The organism is Microbulbifer sp. ABM4_008, assembly GCF_056311705.1.
In genome coordinates this window covers 3,198,813-3,219,801 of record NZ_CM149970.1, presented here as the reverse complement: position 1 = coordinate 3,219,801, position 20,989 = coordinate 3,198,813, and the positions used below count along the sequence as shown (strand labels likewise).

Below are 20,989 nucleotides of genomic sequence, written 5' to 3'. Positions count from 1 at the left end.
CTGTGGGCGGGCTCCCTTTTTTACGTTTAAGCAACCAGACGAGAGGCGAGTCTCTCGCAGTTATGGTTATGCCAATGTCTTTTTATATGATTGCAGGAGCTTCCAGCGCCTTTGCTCTGGCCGGGATTCTGCTCCTTTATTCCGCCTGGTCCCGCAGAGGGGCAGAGCCCGTGCGCCGTTGGGGTGGTTGGGGAGCCATGGTGTTGTCGGCTTTTGGGTGGAGCTCAATTGTTGGGGTGGAATATGGAATCAGTATTGCCACTTTAATAGTGATGCTCGGAGCCTTTGCTTTATTGGCTCTTAAGGGTGACTGGCCCAGTGGCCCTAGGCCCGTTGAAAAACAGCGCTCGGGAGCACCCGAAACGCAAGCCCTGCTTCCATTGTGGTTGCGGGGCTTCTTGCGTTTTATGGCTGCCTTTCTTTTGCCCGCGGCCAGTGGTTTGATCGCCGGTTTGCTTTTCTTTGGTTTTACCGGGTTTTCTGAAACTGTCCGCTTGGTCGGCGGAGCCTTCCTGTCGGTAATAATCTGGACCCTGGCGATGGTTTGGTGCTGTGCCGATAAAAAGCTTCTGCGCCCTTCGGCTGCCATGTTGGCTTTCTCGGTGGTCAGCGGCTTGTTACTGACCTTTGCGCTTCCCGCTTCGGCAGCATAGATCAACGGACTTGAGTAGGAATTTAACGTGAAATTTTCCTTTAAACCGACCCCTGGCTTTGTCCGTGATATGACCGATGGACACTCAGTTCTCGGCCTGGCGGTATCCACTCTTTTATATATTGTTTGTGTCAGCGGAACACTGGCGGTTTTTTACAATGAGTTCGAACGCTGGGAGCAGGCCTCCGAGTTGGAGAATCTCAATGTTGAAGCCTCTGTGTATCGGACTGCTACAGAAAATGCGATTGCGCTAGCCAAGCAGGAAAAAGAGGATCTCGATTCAATTACCTTCACCATCCCCAATCAGGATAAGCCCAGATTGATGGTTGAAGTTGGCGATATGGAGCGATATGTCGCTGAAGATGGTTCCCTGCTGGGCAAGGTGGAGCATGAGTGGACCCACTTCCTAGCCTACCTGCATTACGCGCTCAACCTTCCTGTTGGTTATGGGGTCATCCTGGTTGGTTTGATCGGGATGGTGATGTCCGCGCTGATCGTCTCCGGTTTGCTGGCCCATCCCAAAATTATTAAAGACGCTTTCTCTTTCCGTCTTTCTGGCTCCAAGCGTCTTCAGCAAGTGGATTTGCACAATCGCCTGGGGGTTTGGGCCTCTCCCTTTCATCTTGCCATAGCCATTACCGGGGCTTTTATCGGGTTGTCCCAGGTAGCCGCTTTTGCAATTGCCGGCGTATTCTTTGAGGGTGATACGGAAAAGGTAGAGCACATGCTTTACGCGGATCATCCGGTGATGGAGGAAAACGCCCCTGAAGTTGATTATCCGGATTATGCTGCAATTCTGGCAACAATGGATCGTATCGCACCGGAAGAAGAGCGCACTCGTTTAGAAGTGGCATTTCCTGGACGTGAAGGCCAGGTTGTTGAGGTGTGGACCCGGGTTCCAGAGCGATTGGTCTGGGGTGAGCGTTACCACTTTAATCCCGATGGCAGCCTGATTGAAAAAGAAGGTTGGTCTGAGGGAGACGCGGCTAAACAAGTTTACCTTTCTACGTACCGTTTACACTTTGGCCACTTTTCCGGTTTCCCAGTGAAAGTTGCTTACTTCTTGCTGGGGGTGGGGATGTGTTTGCTGGTGGTATCCGGCATCAATATCTGGTTCGTTCGCAAGCGTCAGCGCGGCAATCCCGCCGTACGTTTGGAGCGAGTCTGGATGGCTCAGGTATGGGGTGTACCATTTGCGATTGCTCTGAGTGCGGTGACTTATCTGGCGTTTAAGCTAAATGCTGCGCAGGTGTTTTGGCTGGTGACCTTGGCGTTAAGCGTTGCGGCTGCCTTCATGGGGACAGTGGCCAAGTGGTCTATGTCTCTGCGTATTGCCACAATTATCGCCTGCGTCGGTGCAGTTGTAGTGCACGTTGCTCAGTTTGGTGAGGATTCCTTTGTGAGAGCATCACTGGTCGTTAATGTTGTGTGGTTGCTAATTGCTGCTGGAATCGCGGCCTCTTGCCTTTATAGCAGGGCGCGCCAGTCGGATAGTGAGCCTGTATCTGCCGGTGCCAATCCACTGGGTAGCAACTAGATTTTTTTGGGGGGCTCGCAGTGCCTCTGCAGGGCCCCCAAAACTTCCATCGGACCTATAAGATCCCTTTTAATTAATTGGCAGGGCGTAACATCTCGATATGCGGGATGCCGTCTTCCTGATATGGCTCAGACACCTGCTCAAAGCCAAACTCCCCGTAAAATCTATCCAAATGTTGTTGAGCCGAAATGCGAATACCAGTGTTGGGGTATTCCTCGCATGTGTGCATTACGGCTCGGCGAATCAGCTCCTTGCCCAGGCCTGTTCCGCGACTGGCTTCTGCGGTTAATACTCTTCCTATCGAAGGTTCCCGGTATTTAAGGCCTGGGAAAACAACTCTCAGGTAGGCCATAACCTGCGGGTTACTTTCGTCTCCCTCCCAGCAGATCAGGTGCCAGGAGTGTTGGTCTTTGCCATCGGCATCCTGATAGGGGCAATCTTGTTCTACCGTAAAAACTTCCTGCCTTACTCGCAAAACTTCGTAAAGCTGACTGAGCGTAAGCTCTTTAAAGCTGCACCATTGCCACTGCATAAAGGTGAATTCCAAATTATTGTCACTAATTTTGTATTGTGATTGGAGTTAAAGGGTATAGATTATTTATAAGATCGATAAATTTTAATTGGCTGCCTGATTGCCGGCTCTATGAAAGAATCCATGCTTAAGGTAATGGATAACTTGCGAGATAACTTTTTTATCTTTCATCATAAACACATGGGTCACTGGCATTTGCAGATGATCATTCATGCCATCCAGTTTTGTGCTGGATACGGAGACTTTACCATCATCGGTTTCTGGGATAAGGCGGGATAGAATCAGGTTGATGCTGCGAGTGCCGGCAATAATACCTACATCAAAATCTGCACTACCGAGCTTGTTGGGGACGCTCATCTCACCGGTACCCAGCTGTAGCCCAGCATCGCCAAACATAAACTTGAAACCGGGGAATGTTCCCAGTTTATCAACTACTTCGCTGCCTTTATTGGGCGGGCCCAACATGACAACGCGATTCAGGTTTTTGATTTCAGCTGAATGTAGATATTGCCTTACCAGAATGCCGCCCATGGAGTGAGTGACAAAATTGATTTCTTGCGCGTTACCGCACTCCTCGACAGCAGGCGCTATGGCCATGCTGGCCAAGGTTTCAATGGAGTGCTGGGTCGAAGGGTAATCAATATTGACCGTTTGGAAACCTTCGGCATCTATGGCCTTTGCCAGTTTCTCCATTGAGCTATCTGATTTGGCTAGTCCATGCAATAAAATCACACAAGCGGAGTGAGCACTTGCTGATAGCAGCGTAAATGCGGCGGCAATTATAAAAGCGAACTTTTTCATCGGTTTGAACTTCCTGTCGACTTCTTGTACCTATTCGTGTGGCGTTGTTGTCGGAGCAATTAATTTGGGTTGGGTTGAAGTTGGCAGTGTTGGCGGAGAATGTCCGCTGCCCGCTCCGGTTTATCGGGGGTGATCACGATAGTTTGTGTAGCCAGGCGCAGTACGACAGATTTTTGCTGATCGGTAGCAAATGCACGATAGCGCCCCAACTTTTGGTTTTGAAACAGGCCTATATAGCCAAATAAGCCGGAGTTGCCAAAGATGCGGACTGATCCTTGCATGGCGGTTGAGTCGGGGAATGCTTCAGATAGCCCCTCCAAGGAGATGGTGGTTTTCCAGCCCGGGCGCAATATCAAGAGGTTGCCATTTTTGATGGCGTAACCACGGATGGCAAAGAAGGCGCTGAGAGCCAGTATTGCAGGCGGAAGTGCTATGGCAATGCTATAGAGGGTAGATGGAGCAGCTGGTGCTCTCGATGCCAGAAAGAGCGGCAGTCCCAGTAGGAGTAATGTGCATATGGCACTGATAATTTGGAGCTGGCGGCTCCACGGCGCTTTAAACGCGATTGTTGGCATACTTGGTTTAACTCAACGGATTACCTGAATGCCTCAATCATAGTGCTATTGGAATCTGCTTGGCAAAGGTAGAGATGGTTTGGTTTTAACGGTTGCTCGCTATGGAAGACTGTATTTTGATTAACGAGAATTCCCAGTCAGCCCTTGTGGTCGAAGGGGGCGCTATGCGGGGGATTTTCGCTGCAGGCGTATTGGATGCATTTTTGGAGGCGGGCTATCGGCCATTTGATTTTGCGATCGGTGTATCCGCAGGCTCCACCAATTTGATTGGTTATCTGGCGGGAAATCATGGGCGAAGTCGGCAAATACTAATGGATCATGCCCGGCGGGCAGACTTCATTGACTGGCGCCGCTATCTCCGAGGCGGTCATTTTTGTGACATTGGCTGGTTGTGGCATGCGTCATATCAGGATATTCCGCTCAGTGTCGATAGTTATGTTGAGAATGGAATACCGCTTTATGCCGTGACTACCAGTATCAACACCGGTGAGGCTAGATACCTGAAAGTAACTCCGGAAAATATGCACGAGGTTTTCCCGGCCTCTTGCGCCATTCCGGTTGCCTACCGGGGGTTTCCTGAAGTGGATGGGGAACCTATGACCGATGGCGGTCTGGCTGATTCGATACCGATTATTCAGGCCTATCAGCAGGGGGCCAGAAATATAACCGTTATTCTTTCGCGCCCTCTGGGGTATCGGAAAATTAAGGGGCCTGCTCCGAAATTTATCAAACAGTTTTTCCGTGATCATGCCCGGCTATTTGAGGCCGTACTGGAGAGGGGGGAGAAATATAATCGGGCTCTGGAGTTTATCGAGGTGCCTCCAGAGGGATGCCAGGTTTCGGTTATTGCGCCTCCAGACAATTTCCCGGTTAAGCGCTTTACTCAAGAAGCAGAGTTGCTTGAGGAAGGTTATGAGAGCGGCAGGACCCGGGGTTGGGAATTTCTTCGTGAGCTTCCCGGTCAGCGGGACTCTTTGCCGTCAATTGAATAGTAGTGTCGGTAAAGTGGGTTGATTGAGCTTAATCAGAATGTGAATGGTGAGGTAATCGACTGGTGGAAATACGTTTGCTCGGAGTGACATATGCGCCCGCCATATCTGCTTTTTATCTATCTAATGAAGAGCACCTGAAGCGCTGGGAGCCCATTCGCGAGCCCGGTTTTCACAGTTCCGGGTCCTGGATTCGACGCATAAGCTCTGGAGGAATTTTAAAGTTTGCTGCATTAGAGTCCGGGTGTGATCAGTTACTGGGTGTTTGCTCCTTGACGAATATCATCCGAGGCCCATTTCAGGCCTGTAATATGGGATATGCAGTTGACCAGTCCCACGAGGGGCGGGGCTTAATGGGGAGCTTGTGTCGTCATGTCGTTGATTATGCTTTTGACACCTTAAATTTGAATAGAGTGATGGCTAACTACATGCCTGGTAACGATAGGTCGGCAGCTCTGCTGGAGGCATTGGGCTTCGTTGTCGAGGGTAGGGCGGCAAAATACCTGAAGATCAATGGGTGTTGGGAGGATCATATCCTCACGGCGAAACTAAACCCCAGATCTTTGGATATTTAATGATGTTCGTTGAATGAAGCGCCAAATGGCATTTACTTCACTGTGTGTCTATAGGAGTCTTGGGTAGGACTGAGATATTGTTGCTAACCTATTGCGATTTCATGGACGACTTCGAATAACAGTTTTGCGGAAGGAGAAAGGGATGAATGGGAAGTGCCTATGCGGTGGGGTTGAGTTCCAGCTGGAAGAGCCAATTCCAAACCTTTACCAATGCCATTGCTCGCTCTGCCGCAAATTGAGTGGTTCCGCCTCGGATACGGCCATGTTTATTAGCCGGGATCAGTTTCGCTGGGTGCGGGGCTTAGACAGAATCTCTTCATTCCGGACTCCTACGGGCTATCGATCTGACTTTTGCAGTGGATGCGGAAGTACAGTTCCTCACTTAATGAGTAATACAACGCACTTCTGGGCGCCTGCTGGATTGTTGGAAGGGGATATCGATGGGAAAGTCGTGGCCCATCTTTGCACTGAATCCAAAGCATCCTGGGATGAAATTTCTGGTGAAGCGGAGTGCTTTAACGAAATGCCGGAGCTGGAGCGATTGATGCATCTATTGCATGGCGGCGAAGAAACGGTGGGTGGGGAATGGGAGGAGAGCCAGGCGGCTTCAGCTGAAGTTTAAAAACCCAAACTCTTTTCTAATTGGCGCATACAAAAAAGCCCCGCTCTTGCGAGCAGGGCTTTTTTGTATATGGCGGACCGGACGGGACTCGAACCCGCGACCTCCGGCGTGACAGGCCGGCATTCTAACCAACTGAACTACCGGTCCGCATTCCTGCTTCTCTTGATTGCTCTTGCTGGGCAAGAGTAAGAGAAGTGGTGGGTGGTACAGGGGTCGAACCTGTGACCTACGGCTTGTAAGGCCGTCGCTCTCCCAACTGAGCTAACCACCCCGTGTCAGGAGCTGCGTATCATAATGATTTTTTTACTTAGGTCAACAACTTAGGGAAGTTTTTCTAAAAAAGTTTGCGCCTGGCTTTAAGTGTGAGAAGCGGGTGTGTATTTGAAGAAATTGCTGCTCGTCTATTGGCAATATTTGGTAATAAAACAGGGTGCTACTTTCATTGCCCCGGTTTTCTATAAATTTTGTTAGTCGGTCTGCACAGTTTGTGGTGGGGAGTGGGGAGGTGGTTGTGTATTGAAAAGTGGTTTTGAATTTTTCATATACAAAAAAGCCCCGCTCTTGCGAGCAGGGCTTTTTTGTATATGGCGGACCGGACGGGACTCGAACCCGCGACCTCCGGCGTGACAGGCCGGCATTCTAACCAACTGAACTACCGGTCCGCATTCCTGCTTCTCTTGGTTGCTCTTGCCGGGCAAGAGTAAGAGAAGTGGTGGGTGGTACAGGGGTCGAACCTGTGACCTACGGCTTGTAAGGCCGTCGCTCTCCCAACTGAGCTAACCACCCCGTGTCAGGAGCTGCGTATCTTAATGATATTTTTTTTGCGGTCAACAATTTTGTTGGAAGATTTTTAAAAATTTTTTTAAGAATAAAAAACACCCAAAAGTTGTTTAAAAATTAATTAATTAGAGGATTTTTTGAGGGCTTTTTAAGTTGTTTTTATCGGTCAAAATCAGCTGCGTAGAAATTCAGAAAATAAAAATTCAGGCTGGAGAAAATTGTTGCAGGAAAATTTTGTCGGCACTGCGCTCGCACTATTTTTTTACGCTGAGATTTGGTTGTTTTTTTGTGGCTCTTTCAAATTTCCAGCGTAAGCAACTGAAAATAAAATGTTAGAAAAATGAAAAGATGTGAGGCACAAACAAAAAAGCCCCGCTCTTGCGAGCAGGGCTTTTTTGTATATGGCGGACCGGACGGGACTCGAACCCGCGACCTCCGGCGTGACAGGCCGGCATTCTAACCAACTGAACTACCGGTCCGCATTCCTGCTTCTCTTTGGTTGCTCTTGCCGGGCAAGAGTAAGAGAAGTGGTGGGTGGTACAGGGGTCGAACCTGTGACCTACGGCTTGTAAGGCCGTCGCTCTCCCAACTGAGCTAACCACCCCGTGTCAGGAGCTGCGTATCTTAATGATATTCTTCGTGGCGTCAACGCCTTTTTTGAATTTTTTTTTGTCTTTCAATGAGTTAACGCGCTTTTGTGTGAATTCGTGGGCGTGTCCGCCGGGGGGGACACTGTTATAATCGCCCCAATTCCCGTTAGTTAGAGCGTGAGAAAAGCTGTGACACAGAAGACCTGGCTGGCCCAACTTGTACTGGCATTCGGTATGTTTTGTCTGTCTATCGCTGCACATGCGGTAGTGGAGACACAAAAATTGTCCTCTCCCGAGCTGGATGCAAGGTATCGCGTGCTTATTGAAGAGATGCGATGCCCCAAGTGTCAAAACCAGAATTTGGCAGACTCCGATGCTTCTATTTCCTCGGACTTGCGCCGTGAAATCCGCCGTTTGCTGGAGGAGGGATTTACGGACCAGGAAATCGTTGACTACATGGTGGCCCGCTATGGGGATTTTGTGCTCTACCGCCCACCTGTTCAGAAAAATACCTTGATCCTGTGGTTGGCTCCTGGAGTCTTTGCCGTTTTCGGGCTTCTGGCCTTGATTGTGATCGTGATGCGCTCAAAAAGTGGTACCGGGGCTCGCCAGGATGACGGCAGTGGGGAACTCACAGATGATGAGCGGCGTCGATTAAAGCAGTTGTTGGGAGAAGGAGCTGTAGATGAAGGTGATAGCGGGAAGGAAGGTAAATGATTGATATCTGGTTTGGTGTAGCCCTACTGCTACTGTTGGTAGCTTTTGTATTTCTGATTCCTGCTTTGAGAGCTGCAGGCAGACGTCGCAGCGGTAGTAGCAAGCGAGAGGCTATGGCAGCGCTCTACCGGGAGCGCAGTAAAGAACTTCGCGCTGCGGTGCAGAGCGGTGCGATGGATGAAAAGCAGTTTGCCCAGCTGGAGGCAGATCTCGCGCGGGAACTGCTGGCGGCTCAGCAGGAGAGTCAATCTGGTGAAGCCAGGCAGGGTGGCGGCCGATTGCTAATCGGGCTGGCGGTTTTGGTGCCTGCAATTGCAGCGGCTGCCTACGGGTTTTCCGACCGACCGTCCGAAGTAGCTTTGTATCGCGATATGGTGGCGAGCCAAGGTGGGCACACCTCTTCGGAAGAAGAGGCAAAAATTACCCGCCAGTTGCAGGAGCGGGCTAAAACTCACCCAGATGATCTTAGCAGTCGCTATATATTGGCGCAGCGGCTACTGGTGAGTGGCGATTTGGCTGGGGCGGTAGATTCCTATCGCTATGTTGTAGCCCGCGAGCCCCAGGCGGCAAATGTTAAAGCTGAGCTGGCACAAGCGCTGTTTTTTGCCGGCGGTTCCAAGATTACCGATGAGATCCGCTCCTTGATTGAGCAGGTGTTACAGGTGCAGCCATCCAATGGCACTGTGCTGGGCCTGGCGGGTATTGCCGCTTTTGAAGATGAGGACTACCGCAAGGCTCGCCAACACTGGCAGCTAGCGCTTAGCCAGCTTCCCCCAGGATCTGCAGCAGCAGAGGCGCTTCAGGCTGGTGTTGCCAGGGCTGAAAGCGCTTTGGCAGACAGCGGTGAAGTTGTAGCGGTGCAGGCTAAGGTAGAAACGAAAGAGAAAGGCCCGCAGATTCGAGTTCAGGTCAGTTTGGGGGAGGGGGTTGAAGCTCCAGAATCTACCCCGGTATTTATCTATGCACGCAGTGCTGCGAGCCCGATGCCTCTGGCTATCGTGCGCCTCACGGCTGGGCAGTTACCGGCAGAGGTTGTGCTGGATGAGTCCCGAGCAATGATGCCTGGAAGCTCCATCGCCACTGTCGACTCTGTGCAGTTGGTGGCGCGACTGGCCATTAAGGGGGATGCGCGTCCGGCTCCAGGGGATTGGCAGGGAATGATTAGTGAATTACCTAAATCCCGCTGGAGTGAAACTCAGTCAATAGTCATTGATAGTCAGCTGTAACTGGCTGTGACTGTCGAAAATGAGGTCACAGTGTAAGCTGTGGCCTCATTTTTATTTGCGGCCGGATGGCATTCTTGCGTCTAATTGGCCTCAAGCTCACATTGCCCCGATATTTATGAGTTCTATTGGGGTAAGTTGGCATTTGGTAGCGATTGTCATGTTTGACTTGACCGCTGCTTGGTCGGATTGATAATCCCGACTGAACATTACTGTGAAGAATAGCGCTGAATGCTCTGGCGACACCAAGTAAGATTGAAGGTTTGGTGTCCCGCCCGGCAGAGAAAAATATCGAGTTTATAAATACATGCGTCTGAAGTGCATCAAGCTAGCGGGCTTCAAGTCTTTTGTTGACCCTACCACTGTCTATTTTCCGACAAACCTCAACTCGGTGGTGGGTCCCAATGGCTGTGGTAAATCCAACACCATCGATGCGGTGCGCTGGGTAATGGGGGAATCCTCCGCAAAGAACCTGCGCGGCGATTCGATGACGGATGTTATCTTCAACGGCTCCAGTGGCCGCAAGCCCGTGGGGCAGGCCTCGATTGAGTTGGTATTTGATAACTCTGAGGGCAAGCTTTCTGGAGCCTATGCCTCTTTCTCGGAGATTTCCGTCAAGCGCAAGGTAACCCGGGAAGCACAGAACACCTATTACCTGAATGGCGAGAAGTGCCGCCGCCGCGATGTAACCGATCTCTTCTTGGGTACCGGCTTGGGCCCGCGCAGCTACGCCATTATTGAGCAGGGCATGATCTCCAAGTTGATCGAAGCCAAGCCCGAAGAGCTGCGCGTCTATATCGAAGAGGCCGCCGGTATCTCCAAATACAAGGAGCGCCGCCGGGACACCGAAAACCGGATGAGGCGGACCTCTGAAAACCTTGAGCGCCTCACGGATATCCGCGATGAGCTGGATCGCCAGTTGTCCCGACTGGAGCGACAGTCCGCAGCAGCGGAAAAATACAGCCGATTTAAAGAGGAAGAGCGCAGTCACAAGGCCAATCTTCAGGCGCTCAAATACCGCGAACTGGATGACCAATCCAAGGCCAAGCAGCAACAAATAGGTGAGCTTGAACTCACCGTTGAAGAGCTGGTTACCCGCCAGGTCACCTGTGACACAGGCATTGAGCAAAAGCGCGTGGGGTACCACGAGCTATCTGACAGTTTTAACGAAGTCCAGGGGCGCTTTTATGCCGTCGGTGGAGATATCGCCCGTTTGGAGCAGAGCATTGCCCACGCTCGTGAGCGCTCTACTCGCCTGCATTCCGATTTGGCGCAAACCGAACAAGAATACCGCGAGGCAGAGACCAACCTCGAAGTGGATCGCGAAAAAGCGGCCCAGTTTGAGGAGGAACTTGAGATTATTCTGCCGGACCTGGAGATGGTCTTAGCAGCAGAAGAGGAATCTGCTGCGGCGCTGCTCGAATCTGAAGAGCAGATGCGCAATTGGCAGAACGAGTGGGACCAGTTTAACCAGGGTGCCTCTGGCTCCCGTCAGAAAGCTGAGGTGCAGCAATCCCGCATCCAGCACTTGGAAACTTCTGGCCAGCGGCTGCTGGAGCGGGTCAATAAGCTATTGGCGGAGCAGTCCGGCCTCCAGGTCTCTGACGACGATGAAGAGACGCTGCAGCTGAACGAACAGATGGCCGAGCTGGAAATGCAGGCTGAAGAGCGCCGCGAGGAAGCGGCAGAGCGTCGCGAGTCTCTGGACAGTCTCCGTGTGCAGGAGCGGGAGCTGGCTACCGAACTCGATCAGTTACGCTTGCAGCTGCAAACCGGACGAGGCCGTCAGGCGTCTCTGGAAGCCTTGCAACAAGCTGCTTTAGGGCAAGGCAAGGCAGTTGAGAATTGGCTGCAGCAGCAAGCCCTGGCTGACAAGCCCCGGCTCGCCGACCAGATTAAAGCCCAGCCCGGCTGGGAAACCGCAGTTGAAACTATCCTCGGCCCCCAATTGCAGGCGGTATGTGTTGAGCAGCTCGAGTCTGTGGCTGAAGGATTGGCGGCACTGGAAAGCGGTCAAGCGGTTCTGATCGATAACAGTGCTGTAAATAGCTGCACGAAGGGAGCACTTCCTTCGCTGCAGGATATGGTTCAGGGGCCGGCATCTCTCTCCGGCATCTTGGCGGGAATTTATACCGCAGAGGATTTGACAGAGGCGCTGTCCAGGCGAGCGAGTTTGCAAGCTCATGAGTCTATTGTGACTCGCGATGGGCTCTGGCTCGGCCCCAACTGGTTGCGAGTGAATCGTGCCAGTGATGCAGAGGCCGGGGTCCTGGCGCGCAAGCAGGATCTTGAAACCCTGGGGCAGGAGTTGGCCCTATGTGAGGAGCAGATAGAGAGTATTGCCGAGCGACGCGAGTCCCTGCGCACGCAAACGGTCGATCTCGAGCGCTCCATCGAACAGGCTCGCAATGAGTCCGACCAGCTCGGGCGTCGCGAGGCAGAGCTTCGCAGCCAGTTGTCCGCCCGACGGGCGCGTGCGGAGCAGATGAATGAGCGCCGTATCCGAATTGAGCAGGAAATCGATGAGGTGCGTGAGCAGCAGGAGCTGGAAGGGGAGTCCCTGTCGGAAGCTCGTCTAATGCTGCAGGAAGCTGTCGAAGCGATGAGCGATGATACCGATCGTCGCGAAACGCTAATGGCACGCCGGGAGGAATTGCGCGAAGCTTTGGATGCCGTGCGCCAGCGTGCGCGGGAGGACAAAGATCGCGCCCATGAACTGGCTATGCGCGAGCAGTCAGTGCGCACCCAGATGGTGTCTCTCGAGCGCACTTTGCAGGTGATGAGCGAGCAGCTGGAAAGGTTGCGCAGTCGTCGTCAGCAATTGCAGGAGCAAATGGAGGAGACCCAGGATCCCTCCCAGGATTTTCAGGCTGAGTTGGAAGAAAAACTCGGCGAGCGTATTGAGGTGGAAACGGAACTCGCCGATGCGCGCAAAAAGCTGGAAGAGGTTGAGACCGGCCTGCGTGAGCAGGAACAGGAGCGCCACAAAGTGGAGGCGGCTCTTCAGGGAGTGCGCGCCCAGCTTGAGCAGGAGCGTCTCGCTGCGCAGACTCTGGAAGTGCAACGAAACGGATTGGTAGAGCAGCTGCGCGAGAGTGAGCACGATATCGATCAGCTGCTCGAACAGTTACCTGGCGATCTGACGATTAAACAGGTACAGGAAGATTTGGAATTGGTAGCTGCGCGTATCTCGCGTCTCGGGCCGATTAACCTCGCCGCTATCGATGAATACAAGCAGGAGTCTGAGCGCAAGAACTACCTGGATCGCCAGCATGGGGATCTGATGGAAGCGCTGGAGACCCTGGAAAATGCAATTAAGAAAATCGACAAGGAAACGAGAACCCGCTTCAAGGAAACTTTTGATCAGGTAAATGCGGGCCTGCAGGAACTCTTCCCGAAAGTTTTCGGTGGTGGTAATGCCTATCTGGAACTTACCGGTGAAGATCTGCTCGATACTGGTATCGCGATCATGGCCCGCCCGCCGGGCAAGCGCAACAGCACAATCCATCTGCTCTCGGGTGGAGAAAAAGCGCTGACGGCGATCGCATTGGTATTCTCGATTTTCCGTCTGAATCCAGCACCTTTCTGTATGTTGGATGAGGTGGATGCTCCCCTTGACGATGCTAACGTTGGTCGTTACGCACGAATGGTTAAAGAAATGTCAGAACACGTTCAGTTCATCTATATTACCCACAACAAGATCGCAATGGAGATGGCGGATCAGTTGCTGGGGGTTACCATGCACGAGCCGGGTGTATCCCGACTGGTGTCGGTGAATGTGGAAGAAGCAGCCGAGCTGGCTTCTGCATAAGGGCGTAAAGGGAGAGGCGCTAAAAAATGGATAACTGGCTGGTTACAATCCTGGTTGTCGTTCTACTGGTCGTTGTGGTCGATGGCATACGCCGGGCGATCTTGCGGCAGCGCGCGGCAGTTAAGGTCTCCCGCAATCTGTCGCGGGCCATGCAATCTGAAGTAAAAAATGAAGCTGATCCGGTCTCAGAGAAGGCTGAAGAAGAGCCCCCGGTCCGCAAACCCCTGGAGACGCGGGAGCCCAAGCCCGCAAACAGCGAATTGCCCGGGCAGGCTCGCGTTGTTCAGCGCCGTCCGCTAGAGGATGCGCTACATGTGAATCGCCAGGTGCAGGAGAGCTTTATTTCCTCGCGCAAACCGCTCGCTGGCAGCAATCCCCAGAGGAGCCCGGAAGAGCAGGGTATCCTCGATTTGGAAGAGCAAGTCCCCACCCTGATGGAGTCGGTCGGTGAAGAGCAACGCTATGAGCCTGCATTAGATGAGGCTGAAAGCCTAAATGCGATGGATAGCGCTCACAGTCCTGAGCATGAAGCGATGCATGAGGATTCTCAAGCCGAGCGATCTTCTCAATCTCCAAGCTCTGGCAGTGTTGGTGAAGGTGCTCCCACCCGTGAGGTGCTGGTGATTAATGTAATGGCGCCAGAAGGGGATTACTTCGAGGGTAATGACTTACTTCGGGTAATGGTTGCCTGTGGCATGCGCTTTGGTGAAATGAATATTTTTCACTACCATGAGCACGGCGGTGCTGATGGGGCCATTATCTTTAGTCTCGCCAATATTGTTGTGCCCGGCGTTTTCGACCTGGCCCAGATGGAAGAATTTGCCACGCCGGGTGTTAGCCTGTTCCTGACACTACCTGTGGAAGGCGAGGCGATTAAAGCTTTCGATCAACTGCTTTCCACCTCATACAAAATTGCTGAGCTGCTCGGTGGCGAATTGAAGGATGAGAATCGCAGTGTATTTACCGCGCAAACGGCGGAGCATTATCGTCAGCGGGTTGTGGAGTACCAGCGCCGAAGGACTTTAGCGATGGCGCAAAGCTAGCGCGCAATCTCTACATAATTGTTGCCATTTTTAATGCGGCCCGGGATGCCGGCTGATTTTCATTTTGGAAATTAGCCGTAAGCTCGGGCCGTATTTGCATGTAAAATCGAAATAATTTTCTAACTATTATTTTTATTCACTCGAATTGCCGATGACTCATCAAACTATTTCCCCTCAAGTGCGCGAACGTGTTCAGGAATTACATGAAATCCTCCAGCGTGCGAATCACCAATACTATGTGCTTGATGATCCCGAGTTGCCGGATATTGAGTACAACCGGCGCCTGCGCGAGTTACAGGACTTGGAAAGTGAATATCCTCAGCTGCTAACTCCGGATTCTCCCACCCAGCGGGTCGGCGCAGAGCCGCTTTCCTCTTTTCAGGAAGTTCGCCATGAGGTGGCGATGTTGTCTTTGGATAACGCCTTTAATGATGAAGAGTTGCTGGAGTTTGACCGCCGGGTGTGTGAGCGCCTCAACAGTAAAGGGCCGGTGGAATACGCCTGTGAACCCAAGTTAGACGGTATCGCTATCAGCCTTTTGTATCGCGACGGCGTACTTGAGCGAGCGGCAACGCGAGGGGATGGCACGACGGGTGAGGATATCACCCAGAATGTACGCACCGTGGGATCTGTACCTCTGCGTTTGCGTCTAGCAGATGGTATTGAAAAGTATCCGGGTGTATTGGAGGTGCGCGGTGAAATCTATATGCCGAAAGCGGGCTTTGCCGAATTGAATCGCAAAGCGGCTGCGGCGGGCGAGAAGCTTTTCGTAAATCCTCGAAATGCCGCTGCCGGTAGTTTGCGTCAATTGGACTCCCGCATAACAGCGCAGAGACCGCTGGAATTGTGTGTTTATGGCACTGGCCTTGTAGAGGACGGTGAGCTGCCGGAAAAGCACGTTGAGACTTTGCAGCTGCTGGGGCATTGGGGCTTCCGTACAAATCGGGAGATGCGCGTCGCTAAGGATATTCAGGGCTGCATCGATTACTACCGGGAAATCGGCGAGAAGCGCGAGGACCTCGCTTATGATATCGACGGTATTGTTTTTAAGGTCAACAGTATTCCCCTGCAGCGCCGTCTCGGCTTTGTTGCCCGCGCACCCCGTTGGGCCATGGCCTATAAGTTTCCCGCTCAGGAGGAAATGACTGAATTATTGGATGTTGAGTTCCAGGTAGGGCGCACCGGTGCGGTCACCCCGGTTGCTCGCCTGCAGCCGGTGTTTGTCGGCGGGGTTACCGTTTCCAATGCAACTCTGCACAATCGAGATGAGATCGAGCGCCTCGGCGTACAGGTGGGTGATACTGTCATTATTCGCCGTGCCGGAGATGTTATCCCGCAGGTGGTTTCTGTAGTGGAGAGCAAGCGCAAGCCGGGTGGCCACGCTATTGAATTCCCCACGCATTGCCCAGTATGCGGCTCGCCGGTGGAATCCACGCCCGGTGAGGCGGTGGTCCGCTGTAGCGGCGGCCTGATTTGTAGTGCCCAGCGCAAGCAGGCCATCAAGCATTTCGCTTCGCGCAAAGCGATGGACATTGATGGGCTGGGAGACAAGCTGGTAGAGCAGCTGGTAGATGAGGACTTGTTACACTCGGTGTCCGGGCTCTACCACCTCACCTTGGAGCAGGTGGCGGGACTTGAGCGAATGGGGCAAAAGTCTGCCCAGAACCTCCTTGACGCACTGGAGCGCAGTAAAGAGACCACGCTGCCTAAATTCCTCTATGCCCTGGGTATCCGGGAAGTGGGTGAGGCTACAGCGCGCAATTTGGCGCGGCACTTTGGCGAATTGAATCCGCTAATGTCGGCAGATGTCGAAGCTTTGCAGGAAGTTGAAGATGTGGGCCCAGTGGTCGCTCATTTTGTTGCTGAGTTTTTTCAGCAACCTCATGCCCAAGAAGAGGTGGAGGCACTGCAGCAGGCGGGTGTGCATTGGCAAGCGGAGGAGAGTGACGAGCAGGATCAGCCCCTGGCAGGGGAAACCTGGGTGCTCACCGGCAAACTGGAAACCCTGTCCCGCAGTGAAGCAAAAGACTACTTACAGAGGTTGGGTGCGAAAGTTGCAGGAAGTGTTTCCGCCAAGACCGGCACTCTGGTTGCTGGGCCAGGCGCCGGCTCAAAATTGACCAAAGCACAGGAACTGGGTATCACGGTTATGGATGAAGAGGCGCTTCTGGATATGCTGCGCGAAAGGGGCTTTGAGATTTAGTCCTGGTATTTTAGGCGGGGCATCATTAGTAACTGAATAGCCGAACTTTTGAGCACTTTGCAGGTTCGTGTTTTGTTTTGTGGCTTTCTGGTCGCTTCGCCGTTAAAGTTGATACCTTAGATCTGTTTTGCCCTGGGTACCTGATGTCCAGTGGCACTGTGGTAAGGAATGGAATTAATGCTTCAGGGCGATCAGGAATCCATCGTTTACGGATGTATCAAAGACAGCAATAGCCTCGCTGGCGGCAGCGATCGGCGCAGGGTGAACCGCAATGCTGTGCTCGCTCTGCCCAGTGCTGACGAATGGCCATTCCTGTGCCGGGATATGTTTGCTATTCCCACCATTAAAGTGAAGCAATCCCAGTACCAAACCGATGTTATCCACTTTGGCGCTTCCTATCGGGCGGTAGAGTACGAGTGGGATTTGTGGATACAGAAGTTTGAAGAGTTGTTGAAGAGTATGTATTGGGTTTCTGCAACTGTGCATTTGGAAACTGAGCTTTCCGGCGTTCACTCTTTCAGCTGGGAATCTGCTGGCCTTTATCACGAGCCGGGCAGCGGCGATATGCAGGTTCGCTGCGAGTGGACCCAAGAGGGGCGGGTGAGTATCTGATTTTTCTGGCCCGGTTGGTCCGGGCCCTCTCTTGCCTAATTGCCGCAAAGCAGATTTAAATAAGCAGCCCTGTCACAAATCCTATCTCTCTTTTTCTTTCCGCAACTATATTCCCTCATAGTCTCTGGAACTGAAACTTTGGTCTGTTAAAGTGTCTTTGCCGAACGGTACCAAGGTGCCGCGGCCGAGAAGCTGTAAAGCCAGATTATAAGAATTGGCGCGATCTGGGCGCCCTATCAGGAAGGAATACACATGATTAAATCCAGTTCTCTGCTGTTTGCCAGCGCACTGATGCTATCGCCGTTGTTACATGCGTCTGAGCACGAAAGCAAAATGGATATGAGCAGTAAGGCCCCAGCAGATGCCAAGGTCTATATTATCTCGCCGAAGGATGGAGAGAAGGTGCCCCAGACATTTACGGTGAAGTTTGGTTTGTCTGGTATGGGTGTGGCACCGGCGGGTACCAATCAAGAGAATACCGGCCACCATCATCTGCTGATTGATGTGGATGATATGCCGGATATGAGCAAGCCTTTGCCGGCGAGTAAGAACATCATTCACTTTGGTGGCGGGCAAACCGAGACTCAAGTTACCTTGCCACCCGGCAAACATACGCTACAACTGGTTCTGGGCAACTATATGCATGTGCCACATAAAGAGCCTGTGATGTCCAAGAAAATTACCGTCGTGGTCGAGTAGGGCTGCAGCGGCTAAATAACCTTCTGTCGATGCATTAAGCGCATCTGGGGAGAGTGAAATGGGTGGCGAATTCCGCACTGAAAAGGACAGCCTGGGTGAAGTTCAGGTGCCGACTGAGGCGATGTATGGCGCGCAAACCCAGCGCGCCGTGGAGAATTTTCCTGTCAGTGGTCACGGCTTGCCGGCAGAGTTTATCCGCGCCATTGTGCTGATAAAGAAATCTGCCGCGGAGGCCAACCGGGACTTGGGGTTGTTGGATAAAGCGCAGGCTGAGGCCATTATCAATGCCTGCGACAGTCTCGGTGATGAGGAGTATGCCACTCATTTTCCCGTCGATATTTACCAGACAGGTTCTGGTACCAGCTCAAATATGAATGTTAATGAGGTGCTCGCTCACCTCGCAGAAAAGCACAGTGATCAAACCATCAGTCCCAATGATCACGTGAATATGAGTCAGAGCAGTAATGACGTGGTTCCCACCGCAATCCATGTGTCAGCCCTGCTTGCAGTGCGAGACACCCTGCTGCCTGCGTTGCGCCATTTGCACACTGGCTTGTGCGACAAGTCCACGGAACTTGAAAGTATTGTAAAAACCGGCCGCACCCATCTGATGGATGCAGTGCCTATGACAATGGCGCAGGAAGTTGGAGGTTGGGCTGCACAAATAGAAGCGTGCCGGGAGAGAATTCGCGCGGTAATGCCTCGGCTTGCCCAGCTGGCTCAAGGCGGTACGGCGATTGGCACCGGGCTCAATGCTCACCCGGATTTTGCCGAGCTGTTCGCGCAAAAAATCAGCGCCCACACATCTCATCAGTTTCGCCCGGCAGAGAACTTTTTTACCGCAATTTCCAGTCAGGATACGTCGGTGGAGTTGTCCGGGCAGCTCAAGGTGCTGGCAGTTTCCCTGATGAAAATTGCCAACGACTTGCGTTGGATGAACAGCGGTCCCCTTGCTGGCCTCTCCGAAATCGCCCTGGAGGCCTTGCAGCCAGGGAGCAGTATTATGCCGGGCAAAGTGAACCCGGTTATTGCCGAATCAGTTACTATGGTTTGTGCCCGGGTGATGGGTAATGACACCACAGTGACCGTGGCGGGACAGAGTGGCAATTTTCAATTGAATGTTATGTTGCCTTTAGTAGGCAGTACGCTGCTGGAAAGTATTAACCTGCTCGCGAATGCATCGACCCTATTGGCTGATCGAGCCGTTGCCAGTTTCGCGGTGAATCGGGCGCATATTGAGGGAACCCTGGGCCGCAACCCCATTTTAGTGACCTCCCTTAACCCAGTGATTGGCTACCTGAAAGCGGCGGAGATTGCCAAGGCCGCCTATGCCAGCTGTAGGCCAGTGCTGGATGTTGCTGTTGAAATGACGGACCTGGATAGAGAAACGCTTGAGGAATTGTTAGACCCCGCCCATTTGGCTAAGGGTGGGTTGATTAGCTAGGGGCAAAAAAGGCGATTCCCAACAGTATTAAGGATATAATGGCGGTCAGGCACATAAGCCAGTGCAAAAGCCTTATCAGCGTGGCTCGATCCTCTGGTTCCAGCATTCTTCTGCTCATTGGTGCCTCCTGCGGCGTTGACAGGAACCGGCCAATCCCTCACGATTCGACGCCGCGTCGGTACTGGGTGCCGACAATACAATGGTAGCGCCACAAAATGTGGCAGTCTCACCTGTTTTGAAAATCAATGTATCCAGATCGTCATGGCTAAAAGAAGTCGCCGCTCCTTTATTACCAGTGTCCTCGCCTGTGTCGCCTTTGTAGTGGCGGCAGTCTACAGCTGGGACCTGCCCGTTAAGGATGTTGTCACCTATTTCATTCTTCTGTTGGTGATATTGCTTGTCATCATTGCTCTGGCGTTTGGGTGCGGGGCTTTATTGAATTGGTTGCGCAGGCGTAAATAATAGATGGCGTCAACGGAAGAGGATATTCGCATCCCTATCGCCTACCTCGAGCGACTGCTCGAAGAGGCGACCAAACACGGGTGTGATCGCAAGGAGCTTTTGGCTTCTGTCGATATCGATGAGTCTGAATTGCAGGGCGTATCCGCATTTTCAGCAGTGAAGTATGGCCGCTTGTACCAGCGCGTGATGTGGCTGGCGCAAAATGAGTGGTTTGGCATGCTTAGCGGTGGAAGGGTCCGTTCCGGGTCTTTTCGCTTGTTGTGTCTGGCGGTGGTGAATTGTGCAACCCTCCGCCAGGCGATTACGCTTTGTGCCGAATTTATGGAAATCTGCCGAGGTTTTAAGGTGAAGCCGGTACTCGGAGAAGGTGGCCATGGGCGCGAGCGGGTTGAAATTTGCGGGATCAGTTCGCTGGGCAAAGGCGAATTTGAGCAGCTGCTGAATAACACGAGCCCCAGTGTGGTGCGTACAACCTTAGCGGTTTGGCACAGGTTTTATTGCTGGCTGGCAGGGCGGGAGATTCCGCTGGCCAGGCTGCACTTTTCATTTGCTTGCCCGGAAGAGTTTCGCAGTCTCGCGCAGAGTGAGGCCAATGAGTTGTTATTTGAGCAGCCGTTTAATGCGCTCGAATACGATACCCGCTACCTGGAATACCCTGTGGTGCAAAGCCCTCAGATGGTTGAGGACTTTATTCGCACCGCTCCTTACCACCTGGTGATTAGCGACGGCAGTGCCAATAGTATCAAGACCAAAGTGAAAACCATTTTGAACCGGGACGTGAGTGAGTCCATGCCTGCCGCTGAGGCGGTGGCGGAGAGGCTCAATATGTCGGTCACCACGTTGCGACGTCGCCTTCAGCAGGAGGGTACCTCCTACCAGAAGCTCAAAGACGAATGTCGGATGGAAGCGGCTTTTCACTACCTCAGCTGCCCGGATCTTTCCAATGGGCAGATCGCAGAGATGCTTGGGTTCGATGAATCCAGTGCTTTCTTCCGCGCCTTCAAAAAATGGACGGGAATTACGCCAGGCGAGTATCGCCGGGGTGGTCGCGCTGCAGCTGGCCTGGATATTTGACTAGGCCAGTCACCTTTTTTCATCCTCTCGCCTCGATTTGTCACCGCT

Annotated in this window: 18 protein-coding genes and 6 tRNA genes; 15 read left to right on the top strand and 9 right to left on the bottom strand. The window is 52.6% G+C overall.

What is annotated here, in order from left to right; translation table 11 throughout:
• Nucleotides 1-74: 74 nt before the first annotated feature.
• Both ACYX4J_RS13800 and ACYX4J_RS13795 read left to right on the top strand, forming a co-directional pair.
• Nucleotides 75-653: a hypothetical protein gene (locus tag ACYX4J_RS13800; RefSeq protein ID WP_444905799.1), complete on the top strand. Its 579-nt coding sequence runs from the start codon at nucleotides 75-77 to the stop codon at nucleotides 651-653.
• 27 nt (nucleotides 654-680) lie between these two features.
• Nucleotides 681-2,189 (top strand): PepSY-associated TM helix domain-containing protein, encoded by a 1,509-nt coding sequence (locus ACYX4J_RS13795; protein ID WP_476176837.1) that lies wholly within the window; start codon nucleotides 681-683, stop codon nucleotides 2,187-2,189.
• Nucleotides 2,190-2,262: 73 nt separating this feature from the next.
• On the opposite strand, the gene ACYX4J_RS13790 is transcribed toward ACYX4J_RS13795, so the two are convergent.
• The 3 genes from ACYX4J_RS13790 to ACYX4J_RS13780 all read right to left on the bottom strand — a co-directional run bounded on the left by ACYX4J_RS13790 (nucleotide 2,263) and on the right by ACYX4J_RS13780 (nucleotide 4,097).
• Entirely contained in the window at nucleotides 2,263-2,721 is a 459-nt protein-coding gene (locus ACYX4J_RS13790) for a GNAT family N-acetyltransferase (protein ID WP_444912627.1), read from the bottom strand.
• Between the two features lie 84 nt (nucleotides 2,722-2,805).
• Entirely contained in the window at nucleotides 2,806-3,522 is a 717-nt protein-coding gene (locus ACYX4J_RS13785) for an esterase/lipase family protein (RefSeq protein ID WP_476176836.1), read from the bottom strand.
• Between the two features lie 59 nt (nucleotides 3,523-3,581).
• Nucleotides 3,582-4,097 (bottom strand): PH domain-containing protein, encoded by a 516-nt coding sequence (locus tag ACYX4J_RS13780; RefSeq protein WP_282933480.1) that lies wholly within the window; start codon nucleotides 4,095-4,097, stop codon nucleotides 3,582-3,584.
• 101 nt (nucleotides 4,098-4,198) lie between these two features.
• Here ACYX4J_RS13780 and ACYX4J_RS13775 point away from each other — a divergent pair, with 101 nt between their 5' ends.
• From ACYX4J_RS13775 to ACYX4J_RS13765, 3 genes are all read left to right on the top strand, one after another.
• Nucleotides 4,199-5,089: a patatin-like phospholipase family protein gene (locus tag ACYX4J_RS13775; protein WP_413665134.1), complete on the top strand. Its 891-nt coding sequence runs from the start codon at nucleotides 4,199-4,201 to the stop codon at nucleotides 5,087-5,089.
• A 62-nt stretch (nucleotides 5,090-5,151) separates the two neighbouring features.
• Nucleotides 5,152-5,661 carry a GNAT family N-acetyltransferase gene (locus tag ACYX4J_RS13770; RefSeq protein WP_476176835.1) on the top strand — a complete coding sequence of 170 codons (510 nt, stop codon included), beginning with the start codon at nucleotides 5,152-5,154 and terminating at the stop codon, nucleotides 5,659-5,661.
• Between the two features lie 142 nt (nucleotides 5,662-5,803).
• Nucleotides 5,804-6,283 (top strand): GFA family protein, encoded by a 480-nt coding sequence (locus tag ACYX4J_RS13765; RefSeq protein ID WP_476176834.1) that lies wholly within the window; start codon nucleotides 5,804-5,806, stop codon nucleotides 6,281-6,283.
• Nucleotides 6,284-6,353: 70 nt separating this feature from the next.
• Here the strand turns inward: ACYX4J_RS13765 and ACYX4J_RS13760 are convergent.
• From ACYX4J_RS13760 to ACYX4J_RS13735, 6 genes are all read right to left on the bottom strand, one after another.
• Nucleotides 6,354-6,430, bottom strand: a tRNA-Asp gene (locus tag ACYX4J_RS13760).
• Between the two features lie 48 nt (nucleotides 6,431-6,478).
• Nucleotides 6,479-6,554, bottom strand: a tRNA-Val gene (locus ACYX4J_RS13755).
• Nucleotides 6,555-6,868: 314 nt separating this feature from the next.
• A tRNA-Asp gene (locus ACYX4J_RS13750) sits at nucleotides 6,869-6,945 on the bottom strand.
• A 48-nt stretch (nucleotides 6,946-6,993) separates the two neighbouring features.
• Nucleotides 6,994-7,069, bottom strand: a tRNA-Val gene (locus ACYX4J_RS13745).
• A 396-nt stretch (nucleotides 7,070-7,465) separates the two neighbouring features.
• Nucleotides 7,466-7,542: transfer RNA gene (locus ACYX4J_RS13740), tRNA-Asp, on the bottom strand.
• Between the two features lie 49 nt (nucleotides 7,543-7,591).
• Nucleotides 7,592-7,667, bottom strand: a tRNA-Val gene (locus tag ACYX4J_RS13735).
• A gap of 175 nt (nucleotides 7,668-7,842) precedes the next feature.
• Between ACYX4J_RS13735 and ACYX4J_RS13730 the strand changes: the two genes are divergently transcribed.
• The 10 genes from ACYX4J_RS13730 (at nucleotide 7,843) to ACYX4J_RS13685 (ending at nucleotide 20,941) form a co-directional block, all read left to right on the top strand.
• Complete coding sequence (locus ACYX4J_RS13730) at nucleotides 7,843-8,370, top strand: cytochrome c-type biogenesis protein (protein WP_413665137.1); 528 nt, start codon at nucleotides 7,843-7,845, stop codon at nucleotides 8,368-8,370.
• On the top strand, nucleotides 8,367-9,596 hold the full coding sequence (gene ccmI, locus ACYX4J_RS13725) for a c-type cytochrome biogenesis protein CcmI (protein WP_476176833.1): 1,230 nt from the start codon (nucleotides 8,367-8,369) through the stop codon (nucleotides 9,594-9,596). The genes ACYX4J_RS13730 and ccmI overlap by 4 nt, the downstream gene beginning before the upstream one ends.
• Nucleotides 9,597-9,900: 304 nt before the next feature.
• Entirely contained in the window at nucleotides 9,901-13,404 is a 3,504-nt protein-coding gene (smc, locus tag ACYX4J_RS13720) for a chromosome segregation protein SMC (protein WP_476176832.1), read from the top strand.
• Between the two features lie 26 nt (nucleotides 13,405-13,430).
• Nucleotides 13,431-14,447, top strand: a complete 1,017-nt coding sequence (gene zipA / locus ACYX4J_RS13715; RefSeq protein WP_476176831.1) for a cell division protein ZipA — start codon at nucleotides 13,431-13,433, stop codon at nucleotides 14,445-14,447.
• A gap of 151 nt (nucleotides 14,448-14,598) precedes the next feature.
• The gene (ligA, locus tag ACYX4J_RS13710) at nucleotides 14,599-16,650 is read left to right on the top strand and encodes an NAD-dependent DNA ligase LigA (RefSeq protein WP_476176830.1); all 2,052 of its coding nucleotides are present in this window, start codon (nucleotides 14,599-14,601) and stop codon (nucleotides 16,648-16,650) included.
• A gap of 177 nt (nucleotides 16,651-16,827) precedes the next feature.
• The gene (locus ACYX4J_RS13705; protein ID WP_282933471.1) at nucleotides 16,828-17,262 is read left to right on the top strand and encodes a hypothetical protein; all 435 of its coding nucleotides are present in this window, start codon (nucleotides 16,828-16,830) and stop codon (nucleotides 17,260-17,262) included.
• 252 nt (nucleotides 17,263-17,514) lie between these two features.
• Entirely contained in the window at nucleotides 17,515-17,961 is a 447-nt protein-coding gene (locus tag ACYX4J_RS13700; RefSeq protein WP_282933470.1) for a DUF4399 domain-containing protein, read from the top strand.
• Nucleotides 17,962-18,019: 58 nt separating this feature from the next.
• Nucleotides 18,020-19,405, top strand: a complete 1,386-nt coding sequence (locus ACYX4J_RS13695; protein ID WP_413665142.1) for a class II fumarate hydratase — start codon at nucleotides 18,020-18,022, stop codon at nucleotides 19,403-19,405.
• 261 nt (nucleotides 19,406-19,666) lie between these two features.
• Nucleotides 19,667-19,867 carry a hypothetical protein gene (locus ACYX4J_RS13690; protein WP_282933468.1) on the top strand — a complete coding sequence of 67 codons (201 nt, stop codon included), beginning with the start codon at nucleotides 19,667-19,669 and terminating at the stop codon, nucleotides 19,865-19,867.
• A gap of 3 nt (nucleotides 19,868-19,870) precedes the next feature.
• Nucleotides 19,871-20,941 (top strand): AraC family transcriptional regulator, encoded by a 1,071-nt coding sequence (locus ACYX4J_RS13685; RefSeq protein WP_282933467.1) that lies wholly within the window; start codon nucleotides 19,871-19,873, stop codon nucleotides 20,939-20,941.
• The last annotated feature ends 48 nt before the right edge of the window (nucleotides 20,942-20,989 follow it).

Bases quoted from the DNA above. Each gene is read 5' to 3' on its own strand.
- zipA (WP_476176831.1), top strand. From the start codon at position 13,431: ATGGATAACTGGCTGGTTACAATCCTGGTTGTCGTTCTACTGGTCGTT.
- ACYX4J_RS13700 (WP_282933470.1), top strand. From the start codon at position 17,515: ATGATTAAATCCAGTTCTCTGCTGTTTGCCAGCGCACTGATGCTATCG.
- ACYX4J_RS13785 (WP_476176836.1), bottom strand. From the start codon at position 3,522: ATGAAAAAGTTCGCTTTTATAATTGCCGCCGCATTTACGCTGCTATCA.
- ACYX4J_RS13775 (WP_413665134.1), top strand. From the start codon at position 4,199: ATGGAAGACTGTATTTTGATTAACGAGAATTCCCAGTCAGCCCTTGTG.
- ACYX4J_RS13705 (WP_282933471.1), top strand. From the start codon at position 16,828: ATGCTTCAGGGCGATCAGGAATCCATCGTTTACGGATGTATCAAAGAC.
- ACYX4J_RS13790 (WP_444912627.1), bottom strand. From the start codon at position 2,721: ATGCAGTGGCAATGGTGCAGCTTTAAAGAGCTTACGCTCAGTCAGCTT.
- ACYX4J_RS13685 (WP_282933467.1), top strand. From the start codon at position 19,871: ATGGCGTCAACGGAAGAGGATATTCGCATCCCTATCGCCTACCTCGAG.
- ACYX4J_RS13765 (WP_476176834.1), top strand. From the start codon at position 5,804: ATGAATGGGAAGTGCCTATGCGGTGGGGTTGAGTTCCAGCTGGAAGAG.
- ACYX4J_RS13690 (WP_282933468.1), top strand. From the start codon at position 19,667: ATGGCTAAAAGAAGTCGCCGCTCCTTTATTACCAGTGTCCTCGCCTGT.
- ligA (WP_476176830.1), top strand. From the start codon at position 14,599: ATGACTCATCAAACTATTTCCCCTCAAGTGCGCGAACGTGTTCAGGAA.
- ACYX4J_RS13695 (WP_413665142.1), top strand. From the start codon at position 18,020: ATGGGTGGCGAATTCCGCACTGAAAAGGACAGCCTGGGTGAAGTTCAG.
- ccmI (WP_476176833.1), top strand. From the start codon at position 8,367: ATGATTGATATCTGGTTTGGTGTAGCCCTACTGCTACTGTTGGTAGCT.
- smc (WP_476176832.1), top strand. From the start codon at position 9,901: ATGCGTCTGAAGTGCATCAAGCTAGCGGGCTTCAAGTCTTTTGTTGAC.
- ACYX4J_RS13780 (WP_282933480.1), bottom strand. From the start codon at position 4,097: ATGCCAACAATCGCGTTTAAAGCGCCGTGGAGCCGCCAGCTCCAAATT.
- ACYX4J_RS13800 (WP_444905799.1), top strand. From the start codon at position 75: ATGTCTTTTTATATGATTGCAGGAGCTTCCAGCGCCTTTGCTCTGGCC.